Origin of the sequence: Endobacter medicaginis (assembly GCF_014192375.1) — a bacterium.
Classification (GTDB): domain Bacteria; phylum Pseudomonadota; class Alphaproteobacteria; order Acetobacterales; family Acetobacteraceae; genus Endobacter; species Endobacter medicaginis.
Genome location: NZ_JACHXV010000007.1, coordinates 37,900 through 49,660 on the forward strand (window position 1 = coordinate 37,900; position 11,761 = coordinate 49,660).

Here is an 11,761-nt window from a genome sequence, read left to right on the forward strand (position 1 = left end):
GCGGGGGGCCAGAGCCCCTCCGCGCAGGTGTGACTACTTCTTGAGTTCGAGGCGGATGCCGCCAGCAGCCGCCTTGAGCTGCGCCCCCTTGGTGACGCCGTCGATATGGATCTCGACGCCTTTCTCATTGGTCAGCCACTGACCGGACACACCGTTGCCAAGCGTCGCCTCGCCGGTGCCCGCGACATAGGTGCCGTCGAAATCGGCGAGATCCTTGAGGTGGAACACCTTGCCGTGGCCGATGACCTCGGAATAGCCGACGGCCACCACATCCACGCCCTTGACGCTGAACGGATAGGCCACGCCCTTGTAGGTCAGGGTGCCGTCGCCCCAGCTGAACCCGACACCGGCATTGGCCGACTTGGCGTCGATCGTGACGGTGCCGGTCGGCGCGCCGTGATGGGAGGCGGCGAAAGCCGGCGCCGCGGCGAGCGAGGCAGAGGCGAAGGAGGCGGCGGCAATGACGCCGGCGAAAGACTTGAGACGCATCTTATGTTCCGTTTCCACGCAATTGCGACTGGAGGCGGAACAACGCAATCAGTTACCGTAAAGTTCGCGACGCGGGCTGGACAAGCCATCCCGCGCACGCATTGCAGCCGTGTTCAGCCCGCCGAGGCGCGGCGCGACACGGGCGCACGCACGATCTCGGCGCTCTTCTCGGTGCGTGCCACCGTCGCGGCCTCACCCATGATCGAGCGCAGCTCGCGCAGGAAGGCCGCGCCCTTGAGCGTGCGCTGCACGAGAACCGAACGCCGATCGAGCGGATCGACCTTGCGGCGGGCGAGATCGAGCTCGCCGAGACGGTCGAGGGCACGGGTGATGGCCGGCTTCGACACGTTGAGATGGGCGGCGAGACCACGCACGGTGTGCGCGCCGTCCTGCAGGTAGCAGGTCAGGAACACGCCGAGCTGACGCGCCGACAGGTCGGGCCCGTCACGACGGACCATGGCGACGACCGTATCGCGCAGGAGCGAGACCTGCTGGTCGGACTGGGTGGTGTTCGCCATCGAAAAAACTCCTCATACTGAGACCCGGTGATCGAAAGCCTGCCACGCTGAGATCAGCCGCAGCATCCGGATCGGCTTGACCCGGATCTGGTCGGGTCGGCAGGCACGCAGTTCGACGTTCGCGTCCCGCCGCCGGCGGTGTCGAAGGCGGATCGTTGCCAACCCGTCCCTGCACCCGGCGACTAAACCAGACACCAAAGAGGAAGTTGCGTCCCCGGGCCGAAATTACAATCGGTCACGTATCTGTCTTCGTGTTTATTCCCGTTCCGCCATCAATGTCCTGACCCTTGCATTAACAAGCCGCAATATTCCGCCTGCGAGTGCAAAAAGCCCCTGGCAGTCTCCGCCCTCCGGGTGCCCGGGCCGGGTGCTGTCGGACCACGCATAGGTGTCGAGATGCGCCCAGGACACCGATTCGGCGACGAATCGGTTGAGATAGAGCGCGGCGGTGATGGCGCCCGCCATCGGTTTCGATGACGCATTGTTGATGTCGGCGACGCGGCTCGACAGCCAGTCGTCATAGCCCGGCCACAGCGGCAGGCGCCACACCGGGTCGCCGCACTCGTGGCCGGCGGCGAGCAGCGCCTCGGCGAGGGTGTCGTCGTTGCCGAACAGCGCCGGCAGGTCCGGCCCGAGGGCGACCCGCGCGGCACCGGTCAGGGTGGCGGCGTCGATCAGCCAGTCGGGCGACAGATCCGACGCCTCGGCGAGCAGGTCGCACAGCACCAGCCGGCCTTCCGCATCGGTATTGCCGATCTCCACCGACAGGCCGCGCCGGGTCGCCAGCACGTCGGACGGGCGCATGGCATGGCCGGAGACGCTGTTCTCCACGCAGCCGAGCCGGAGCTCGATCCGGCACGGTGCGCCTTGCGCGATCAGCAGCGCGGCGACCCCGAGCATGATCGCCGCGCCGCCCATGTCCTTCTTCATCCGCAGCATCGCCGCCGACGGCTTGAGGTCGTAGCCGCCGGTATCGAAGCACACGCCCTTGCCGACCAGGCTGACCAGCGGCAGCTCGTCACCACCCTCGGGCGGCGCCCAGCGCAGGATCGCCACCGCCGGAGGCCGGTCCGAGCCCGCACCGACCGCAGCGATGGCCGGATAGGCCTGCGCCAGCGCCTCGCCACTGATGATCTCCGCCTCCGCGCCGAGCACGCGGCCGAGGCTGACGGCCGACTGGGCGAGTTCGGCCGGACCGAGATGATTGGCTGGCCGGTTAATGAGGTCGCGCGCGATCCAGGCGGCCTGGGCGCGCGCGATGCCGCCGGCCATCGCCTCGGTGGCCAGCAGCCGCGCCGGCGGCCGCCGCGGCGGCACATAGGCGTCGAAATGATAGGCGCCGAGACAGAAACCACAGGCCAGCCCCGCCTCGTCACGGCTCTCCGGCGCCTCCCAGACCACCTCCCACACCCCCTGCGGCAGCCCGCCCGGCAGCAATCCGTAAAGCGCACCCGGTGCACCACGCGGCGCGGCGGCGGCGCCGAGGCAGAGGATCGCCGCAGCCACCCCACCCTCCCCCGGGACCAGCGCCAGCGCCCCGGCCACCGGCCTGAAACCGCTCTGCGACAGCCAGCCGGACGCGCCGAGACGCTCCGCCAGCGCATCGAGCCCCTCGACATGCACGGCATGCACCTGGCGCACCGGCTCCGCTGTCGGCTCCATCTGCATCGCCACCGAAGCGGGATGCCGCCACCACTGGACCATGGTCATCGTCTCCGATCGACTCGCACTCAAGGGCCCGTCCGCCCCCGCCTGCGCAACTGCTATCGCGCTTGCGCCGCGAAGCGAAATCCGACCCGTCCGGGAAGGTCGCGCAGAGACGATCTCGACGGCGTGCCTTGCATTTGGTTGTGGGACTGCCACCATTCATCCCATGTGTGCCTCCCAGATGTTCGATGCCCGCGTCCGCGCGGTGCTCGGACCGACCAACACCGGCAAGACGCATCTCGCAATGACGCGACTGCTCGGCCATCGCTCCGGCATCATCGGCTTCCCGCTGCGCCTGCTGGCGCGCGAGAACTATGACCGCATGGTCGCCGAAAAGGGCGCGCATCTGGTGGCGCTGGTCACCGGCGAGGAGAAGATCGTCCCGCCCGGCGCGCGGTATTTCTCCTGCACGGTGGAGGCGATGCCGCTGGAGCGCGGCGTCGAGTTCGTCGCCGTCGACGAGATCCAGCTCTGCGCCGATCCCGATCGCGGCCACATCTTCACCGACCGGCTGCTGCATGCGCGCGGGCTGGTGGAGACGATGTTCCTCGGCGCGGAGACCATCCGCCCGCTGCTGCAGCGACTGATCCCGGGGGCCGAAATCGAGACGCGGCCGCGTCTGTCGCAATTGACCTATACGGGGGCGACGCGGCTGACCAAGCTGCCGCCGCGTTCGGCCGTGGTCGCGTTCTCGGCGGCCGAGGTCTATGCGATCGCCGAGGCCATCCGCACCCGTCGCGGCGGCTGCGCGGTGGTGATGGGCCGACTGTCGCCACGCACCCGCAACGCCCAGGTGGCGCTGTACCAGAACAAGGAGGTCGATTTCCTCGTCGCCACCGATGCGATCGGCATGGGGCTGAACATGGATGTCGGCCATGTCGCCTTCGCCTCGCTGGGCAAGTTCGACGGCAGCCGGCCGCGCAAGCTGACCCCGCCCGAGATCGCCCAGATCGCCGGACGTGCGGGGCGCGGCATGCGCGACGGCAGCTTCGGCACCACCGGCACCTGCCCGCCCCTGCCCGACGAGGTGGTCGAGGCGGTGGAGGCGCATCGCTTCGACCCGATCGCGCAGATCTACTGGCGCAATTCGGAGCTGGATTTCGCCGCGCCCGACGCGCTGCTCGCCTCGCTGTCGCGCGCAGCACCACTGCCCGGGCTGGTGCCGGGCAACGAGGCGAGCGATGTCGAGACGCTGGCGGCGCTGGCCCGTGAGCCGGCGATCGGCAATCTGGCGCGGGGACTCAGCCGCACCCGGCTGCTGTGGGACGTCTGCCAGATCCCCGATTTCCGCAAGATCGGCGACGACAGCCACACAAGACTGTGCGCGCGCATCTTCGAGCATCTCGCCCGCGACGCGCGCCTGCCCGCCGACTGGCTGGCCGGCAGCCTCGACGCGCTCGATCGCGACGACGGCGACATCGACACGCTGATGCAGCGCCTGTCGGGGGTCCGCATCTGGGCCTATGTCGCCGCGCGCCCCGACTGGACCTCCGATGGCACCGAGTGGCAGGAGCGGGCCCGCGCGATCGAGGACAAGGTGTCGGATGCGCTGCACGAGCGGCTGACCGCGCGCTTCGTCGACCGCCGCGCCGCGCAGCTGATGCGCACGCTCGAGGGCGGCGACGGCGAGGAGATGCTGTCTGCGGTGCGTCCGTCGGGCGAGGTGGTGGTGGAGGGCCATTCGGTGGGCCATGCCAGCGGTTTCGCCTTCATCCCCGACCCGCTGGCCGAGGGGCCGGAGAAGCGGCTGGTGCTGCGCGCCGCCCGCCGCGCCCTGCGCGAGGAGATGCCGCGCAGGGTGGCCGAGGTGGAGGCGGCGGCCGACACCGCCTTCCGTTTTGCCGAGGACCGCCGCCAGATCCTGTGGAACGGCGCACCGATCGCACGGCTGCGGGCGGGTGCGGAGCTGCTGCACCCGCAGGTCGAGGTGCTGGGCAGCGAATTCCTCGACGAGGCGCAGCGAGGCCGCATCCGCACCCGTCTGACCGGCTTCGTCGCCGCCGAGCTGGCACGGGTGTTCGCACCGCTGCATGCCGCGATCGCCGCCGGGGCGCAGGACGCCGCCCTGCGCGGGCCGCTGCATGTGCTGGGCGAGCATTCGGGCATCGCCCCCGGCACGACCGCGACGCTGGACCGCGAGGCGAAGGCGCGGCTGCGCGCCCTGGGCGTGCGCGCCGGCCGGTTCGCCCTGTTCATGCCGGCAATGCTGCGCCCGCAGGCCGCCGCCTGGCGCGCGACGCTGCTGGCCCTGCGCGCAGGGATGAAGGGTGCGCCGAAACTGCCGCGCGAGGGGCTGGTCAGCCTGCCCCGCCAGGACGAGGCGCGCGATGCGGCGCTGTCCGGCGATCCGGCCCGCGCGCCGGCGATGCTGCGCGCACTGGGCTGGGTGGCGGCGGGACCGGTGCTGCTGCGGCTCGACGTGCTGGAGCTGGTGGCGGGCGAGCTGGCCTGGCGGACCCGGCGCCGGCCGGTGGCGCTGCCCGTGCAGCTCGCCTCGCGGCTGGGACTGAAAGGGCCGATGCTCGCCCCGGTGCTGGCCGCGATCGGCTTCCGTCTCATCGAGCCCGCGCCGCTGCCCGAGGGGATGTTCGGCCCGCCCGGCCTGCCGATGCTGAGCGCGCGGCGCCATCCCGGCCCTGCGCGCCCCGCGCAGGTGACGCCGGCCGAACCGGCCGCCGACGCCGGCACGGCGCGCAGGCCGCGCCGTCCCAAGCCGCCCCGCCCTGCCGCCCCTGTGGCGGCGGCCTCGCCGGCAAAGGCCAAACCCGCCCGCCGCCCGCCACCGGTGCGTCCACCGGTCGAGCGAAAGCCATTTGTGCCGTCGCCCGACCATCCGTTCGCCGCCCTGATGAAGCTGCGCGAGCGGCAGGGGGGCTGAGCGGCTTGACGGCACCGGCGCAGGAGTGGCTGCGGCTCGACACCTGGCTGTGGCAGGCGCGATTTCTCAGATCACGCGCCGATTGCGCCCGTCTCGCGGAGGCGGGCGGCGTGCGCATCAACCGGCAGCCGACCGAAAAACCGCATGCGCGGGTGCGGGTCGGCGACGTGCTGACCATCGCTCCGCCCGGCGGTCATGACGTGCGCGTCATCACCATCCGCGCCCTCGGCAGCAGGCGGGGGCCGGCGAGCGAGGCGCGCACGCTCTACGAGGACATTCCCGCCGCCCCGGGCTGAGGGCAGGCCACCGCGCCCCGCACCAGCGCGCCGAGCCAGTCGGCAAAGACCGCGACCCGCCGGGTCATGTGGTCGCGGGCCGGGAACAGCAGATGCACCGGCCACGCCTCCGCCCGCCATTGCGGCAGGATCTCGACCAGCGCGCCGCGGGCGAGGTCGTCGCGCACGTCGTAGGCGGGGATCTGGATCAGCCCCAGCCCGGCCAGCGCGCAGGCGATCTGCGCCTCGGCGGAATCGACCAGAACGCGGCCGGGCACCTCGAGATGACGCGGCCCCGCCGGCTCCTGCCATTCGAACCGCTCGGGACGGCCGCCCGATGGCGGGACGAACCGCACCATCCGATGCGCACCGAGATCGCGCGGATGCAGCGGCGTACCATGCTCTGCGAGATAGGCGGGGCTGGCAACGTTGATGAACTCGATCCTGCCGAGCCGGCGCGCCACCAGGGTGGAACCGGCCAGTTCGCCCACGCGTACCGTGCAATCGACCCCCGATCCAACCAGGTCGATCGAGCGATCGGCCAGGCGGAGCTCCACGTCGACGCCCGGGTGGCGGTCGAGGAACTCGCCCAGGCACGGTGCGACGACGCGACGCCCGAGCCGGCCGGGCATGCCGGCACGGACCAGCCCGTGGGGGCTGCCCGACGGACGGAACATCGCCTCCGCCTCGTCGGCGTCGTTGAGCAGCCGGCGGCAGCGCTCGGCAAGCGCCCGTCCCTCCTCGGTCACGCTGACGCGCCGCGTGGAGCGGTTGAGCAGACGGGTGCCGAGACGTGCCTCGAGTGCCGCGATCGCCATCGATGCCGCCGAACGAGAGATCCCGGCCGCTTCTGCCGCCTTCGTGAAGCTGCCGCATTCGGCGATGCGGACGAACAGCGCGTAGAGGTCGAGCCGGTCCATATTGTTCAGCCTGACTGACGAAAGATGTCACTCGCAAGGGATTTATCCGAAATCACAGACGAATACCCTGCCTCCCGACCTCATTTGCAGGAGATATCGCCATGTCTGGACCCAACAAGCGCTCGATCGAGGGCAAGCACGTCCTCATCGCCGGCGGTGGCAAGAATCTCGGTGGCCTGCTGGCCCGCGATCTCGCCGCCCATGGCGCGGCCCAGGTCGCCATCCACTACAATTCGCCCGCCACGCGCGCCGAGGCGGAAGCGACGGCCGATGCCGTGCGCCAGTCCGGTGCCGGCGCGCATCTGATCGCCGCCGACCTCACCTCCGCCGCGGCGGTCGGTGCGCTGTTCGACGACGCGCGCAACGCGATGGGTCGGATCGACGCCGCGGTCAACACGGTCGGCAAGGTGCTCAAGAAGCCGATCGCCGAGATCGGCGAGGCCGAGTTCGACGAGATGAGCGCGGTCAATTCCAAGGTCGCGTTCTTCTTCATCCGCGAGGCCGGACGCACGCTCGCCGAACGCGGCAGCATCTGCACGCTGGTGACGTCGCTGCTGGGTGCCTACACGCCGTTCTATGCCGCCTATGCGGGCACCAAGGCGCCGGTCGAGCACTACACGCGCGCGGCATCGAAGGAATTCGGCGCACGCGGCATCTCGGTCACCGCCATCGGCCCTGGCCCGATGGACACGCCCTTCTTCTACCCGGCCGAGGGCGCGGACGCCGTCGCCTATCACCGGACAGCCGCGGCGCTGTCGCCGTTCACGGCCACCGGCCTGACCGACATCGCCGACATCGTCCCCTGGATCCGCTTCCTGCTGACCGAGGGGTGGTGGATGACCGGCCAGACCATTCTGGTCAACGGCGGCTACACGACCAAATAGCCTTCCGCGCGCCCCTCGGCCGCCGGTCGGGACAAGATGGTTGCGCTTGATCCCAAACCCCCTCATATCTCCCGCCGCCCGGCGGGAGACGGCCGGGTGGTGGCGCCGGGACTTTGGGAGATTGCGATGACCTACGTGGTCACCGAGAACTGCATTCGCTGCAAATACATGGACTGCGTCGAGGTCTGCCCCGTCGACTGCTTCTATGTCGGCGAGAACATGCTGGTCATCAATCCCGACGAATGCATCGATTGCGGCGTGTGCGAGCCGGAGTGCCCGGCCGAGGCGATCTTCCCCGACTCCGACAGCCGCGCCGCGGCCTGGGCGGAGAAGAACGCCACCTTCGCCGCGAGCTGGCCGAACATCACCCGCAAGGGCACCGCGCCGGCCGACGCCGACGAGTGGAACAACAAGCCCGGCAAGGCCGAGCTGTTCTCCCCCGAACCCGGGACGCCCTGAACCTTTCGGATCAATAAGGCTCGCCTGGGTTTCGCCCGGACCGGTTCTGTGCTAGCGCTGGCCGACACAGATCACATGCGTCGGACATGACCGACTGGCCCGGAGGGGCCAGCCTGTCCGGCGCGACCGGACCGGAGAACGAGACTGCCCGTGTTGAGCAAAGCTGCGGCCCCCGAGGGCACCGCCCGGCCCTCCGCCGCCGACAAGGTTGCCGACAGGGCGCCCGAGATCGCGGCCGAGGCCAAGGCGCCGGCCCGCAAGGCGAAAAAGATCGATGCCGACGGGTTCGCCGAGGGCGACCATGTCGTGTACCCGACGCACGGCGTCGGCAAGGTCGACCGGATCGCCATCGAGGAGATTGCCGGCCATCGTCTCGAGCTGATCCACATCACCTTCGAGGAAAACCGCATGACGCTGCGCGTGCCGGTGGCGAAGGCCAAGAGTGCCGGTCTGCGCAAGCTTGCCACCCGCAAGATGTTCGACGAGGCGCTGGCCGTGCTCAAGGGCCGCGCGCGGGTCAAGCGGACCATGTGGTCGCGCCGCGCACAGGAATACGAGGCGAAGATCAATTCCGGCGATCCGTTGGCGATCGCCGAGGTGGTGCGCGACCTGCACCGCAATGCCGGCCAGCCCGACCAGAGCTTCTCCGAACGTCAGATCTATGAGGCGGCGATGGATCGCCTCGCCTCCGAACTCGGCGCACTGGACAAGATCGACAAGGCGGCCGCGGCAGCGAAGCTGGCTGCCTACCTCAAGACGCTGACCTGACCCGTCCCTGACGAGCCGCGTGGCGCGACCGACTCGAACCCGTGTCGGTCACCGTTCACGCTAAATTAAGTTCTTGATTGCATAACGAACGGATCGCTTCGGCAGTGTCCCGTTCATCGAATGCAATCTCGTATCAGAATCTTCTGCTGGTTGCCGCTCCTCGGCGTCGTCTGCCTGCTGGCGCCCCTGCAGGCGGACGCGACGGAACCGCCCTCGTTGCGGGATATCGAGATCGCCGGCCAGGTTCTGGCCTTCCAGAGCGATCACACCGGCGGGGGCATGACCCTCGGGGTCGTCTTCAACCCTGACAGTTCCGCATCTCGAAGCGAGGCCGAGGCCATCCTCGGCCTGATCGGCCGCGGCCTGAACGTTGGCAAGATCTTCCTCACCGCCCGCGCCATACCACAGGGCGCGCTTCGCGACAGGCCGGATGTCGGCGCGCTCCTTGTCACAGGCGATGTGGACCAGGCGCTGTTACGGACCGTTCTGGCCGGACATCATCTGCTCTGCCTGACGCGGCACCTCGACGAGGTTGCTCACGGCGCGTGCACGGTTGCCATCTGTTCCAAGCCGGCTGTCGACATCGTCATCAACGATGCCAACGCAACGGCCGCAGACGTCCATTTCGCGACTGCCTTCCGCATGATGGTGAGGGAGATATGAGCAGCTCGTCGCATCGCTGCGCCGTCCTCATCGCCGCCGCATTCGCGCTTGCCGCGCCCGCTGCGAGCGCCCAGGTCATCGATTACGACACTTTCCAGCAGATGTTCGGCGAGCCGGTGACCGCCGCCGCAACGGGCAAGCCGCAACGCGTCAGCCAGGCACCGGTCGATATCAGCATCGTCACCCATGACGACATCCTGAACTCCGGCCTCGACAACATTCCCGATATCCTGCGCTTTGTCGCCGGGCTCGATGTGCGATCCTACGGACAGGGAGACGCCGCGGTCGGTATCCGCGGCCTCAACAGCGCCCTCAACCCCAATGTTCTGGTACTGCTCGACGGGCGCCAGGTCTATTCGGACGATTACGGACTGACGATCTGGAGCGCCATCCCGGTCGCCCTGTCCGAGATCCAGCAGATCGAGGTGATCAAGGGCCCGAACGCAGCGCTTTACGGTTTCAACGCGGTGTCCGGCGTCATCAATATCGTCACCCGCAATCCCCTGCTCGTCCGGCAGGACAGCCTCGTCGTGGAGGCGGGCACCCAGAATCAGGCGCTGGGTGAGGCCGTCGCGACTGTCGGACGACCTGGCGCGTGGGGTGTGCGTCTGACCGCGACCGGTTTCGATGCCCAGCAGTTCCGCTCCACCTCCCCCATGCCCGACGGCCGGGTGCAGAACGGTCATCTGGCTCTGGACGGACGCTTCAAGCTCTCCGACCGGATCGAACTCGATCTGTCCGGCAGCCTTGGCACGCTGCGGATGCCATACGAGGTCGATGTCTCCAATCCAAGCAGGTATCTGAACCAGATCAACAGCGTGCGCGGCATCCTGCAGGCAGATCTGCGGCGGTCGGGCCTGTGGCGGCTCGATGCCTACCGCAACGAGCAGCGCACAAACCTCGACGTTCTCGGCACCACGTTTCACTGGCGTCAGGCCACCAACGTCATGGCGCTGAGCGATCTGCTCGCGCTGGGCAAGAATCACACCCTGCGTCCCTCACTTGAATACCGCGACGTCTCGATCAGCTCTCTGGCGACCTTCGAGGGTCGGCTCGGCTACCGGGTCGCCTCCGGCTCGCTGATGTGGAACTGGCACATCTCGCCGAACCTGTCCCTGACCAACGCCCTGCGCATCGATTCCCTGGCGCTCTATCGCGATCGCCCGCTCTCCGATGTCTTCGACAAGATCGCGCCCTTCCGCAACCGCGACATCACCGTACCCAGTTTCAACTCGGGCCTGGTAGCCTCGCTCTCCGCAAACGACATCGTCCGGCTGGGCGCCGCCCGTGCCACGCGCCTGCCCAGCCTGATCGATTTCGGCCTCGCGGCCGAAATCCCGCAAGGCCCCATCACAACACTTCGAACCGACGTCAGCGGCGACAGCATGGTCGAACCCACGACGCTCGATTCCCTCGACCTGGGTTATGACCATCGCATCCCGGCCATCGATGGCGCCCTGCATGCCAGCGTCTTCGCAAACTTCATCCACGACCTCATCGGCTCGCCATTGTCGTCCGGATCACTGCGGGCCGAGGCGGACGGATACGTATTGCAGACGCGAAATTTCGGCAGCACCTCGAATTACGGCACCGAGGTCACGATCGGTGGTCAGATCGCACCAAATCTGCACGGAAAGCTCGGCTACGCCTTCAACATTCTCGACAACGGCAATGGCGACGGTGCCGACCATGATGCCATCGCCCTGAACCCGAGGCAGACGCCCCAACACGTCGTCATCGGCGGACTCGACTACCATCATGGTCGATGGAGCACGGGCTTCGACCTGCGCTGGCAGTCCTCATATGAAGACAGAACGCTCAACGCCGTCACCGGTGGGGTGATCTCCCGGCAGATCGAAAACTACGTGACGGCGAATCTCCACGCTGCCGTCAGCATCGGGCCGCATTTCAACCTCAGCGGCATCGTCGAACAGCTCAACGCGAGTCACATCATCGAAACCGGGGGTAGTCGCGCGGTCGAGCGACGCGCCCTGCTCAGCGCGAGGCTGAGCCTGTGACACAGCTTCTGGCGCAGATCCTGCACCTCAAGGACCCGGCGTCGTTGCCGCTGCTGCTCGTTGTCTGTCTCGTCGGTGCGGCAGCATCCCTGCTGGCGCTGAAATCCACGCGCAGGGCATTGCTGCTGTCGAATCTCGGCTTCGCCAGCATCCTGACGCTGGCGCTATGGATCGGCACGCAT

At 68.6% G+C, this 11,761-nt stretch carries 11 protein-coding genes; 7 read left to right on the plus strand and 4 right to left on the minus strand.

From position 1 onward, the window contains the following. Positions 1-33 precede the first annotated feature (33 nt). The 3 genes from FHR90_RS10650 to FHR90_RS10660 all read right to left on the minus strand — a co-directional run bounded on the left by FHR90_RS10650 (position 34) and on the right by FHR90_RS10660 (position 2,717). Entirely contained in the window at positions 34-489 is a 456-nt protein-coding gene (locus FHR90_RS10650) for a hypothetical protein (protein ID WP_176624857.1), read from the minus strand. A gap of 113 nt (positions 490-602) precedes the next feature. After that, the gene (locus tag FHR90_RS10655) at positions 603-1,007 is read right to left on the minus strand and encodes a MarR family transcriptional regulator (RefSeq protein ID WP_176624859.1); all 405 of its coding nucleotides are present in this window, start codon (positions 1,005-1,007) and stop codon (positions 603-605) included. Positions 1,008-1,262: 255 nt separating this feature from the next. Continuing rightward, positions 1,263-2,717, minus strand: coding sequence for a leucyl aminopeptidase family protein (locus FHR90_RS10660; protein WP_246330200.1), 1,455 nt, complete (start codon positions 2,715-2,717; stop codon positions 1,263-1,265). A gap of 178 nt (positions 2,718-2,895) precedes the next feature. Between FHR90_RS10660 and FHR90_RS10665 the strand changes: the two genes are divergently transcribed. Together FHR90_RS10665 and FHR90_RS10670 are read left to right on the plus strand one after the other, a co-directional pair. Continuing rightward, complete coding sequence (locus FHR90_RS10665) at positions 2,896-5,592, plus strand: helicase-related protein (protein ID WP_183275217.1); 2,697 nt, start codon at positions 2,896-2,898, stop codon at positions 5,590-5,592. A gap of 5 nt (positions 5,593-5,597) precedes the next feature. Next, a complete protein-coding gene (locus tag FHR90_RS10670; protein WP_221188255.1) occupies positions 5,598-5,888 on the plus strand; it encodes an RNA-binding S4 domain-containing protein in 291 nt (96 codons plus the stop codon). Here the strand turns inward: FHR90_RS10670 and FHR90_RS10675 are convergent. Further along, positions 5,858-6,787 (minus strand): LysR family transcriptional regulator, encoded by a 930-nt coding sequence (locus FHR90_RS10675; protein WP_183275218.1) that lies wholly within the window; start codon positions 6,785-6,787, stop codon positions 5,858-5,860. The genes FHR90_RS10670 and FHR90_RS10675 overlap by 31 nt on opposite strands. Positions 6,788-6,888: 101 nt before the next feature. Between FHR90_RS10675 and FHR90_RS10680 the strand changes: the two genes are divergently transcribed. The 5 genes from FHR90_RS10680 to FHR90_RS10700 all read left to right on the plus strand — a co-directional run bounded on the left by FHR90_RS10680 (position 6,889) and on the right by FHR90_RS10700 (position 11,579). Next, on the plus strand, positions 6,889-7,671 hold the full coding sequence (locus FHR90_RS10680) for an SDR family oxidoreductase (protein WP_176623102.1): 783 nt from the start codon (positions 6,889-6,891) through the stop codon (positions 7,669-7,671). A 126-nt stretch (positions 7,672-7,797) separates the two neighbouring features. Continuing rightward, a complete protein-coding gene (gene fdxA, locus FHR90_RS10685; protein ID WP_176623104.1) occupies positions 7,798-8,130 on the plus strand; it encodes a ferredoxin FdxA in 333 nt (110 codons plus the stop codon). A gap of 150 nt (positions 8,131-8,280) precedes the next feature. After that, on the plus strand, positions 8,281-8,898 hold the full coding sequence (locus FHR90_RS10690) for a CarD family transcriptional regulator (RefSeq protein ID WP_456305515.1): 618 nt from the start codon (positions 8,281-8,283) through the stop codon (positions 8,896-8,898). A gap of 150 nt (positions 8,899-9,048) precedes the next feature. After that, positions 9,049-9,561: a hypothetical protein gene (locus FHR90_RS10695; protein ID WP_176623108.1), complete on the plus strand. Its 513-nt coding sequence runs from the start codon at positions 9,049-9,051 to the stop codon at positions 9,559-9,561. Beyond that, positions 9,558-11,579 (plus strand): TonB-dependent receptor plug domain-containing protein, encoded by a 2,022-nt coding sequence (locus tag FHR90_RS10700; RefSeq protein WP_176623110.1) that lies wholly within the window; start codon positions 9,558-9,560, stop codon positions 11,577-11,579. Before FHR90_RS10695 ends, FHR90_RS10700 begins: the two co-directional genes overlap by 4 nt. The last annotated feature ends 182 nt before the right edge of the window (positions 11,580-11,761 follow it).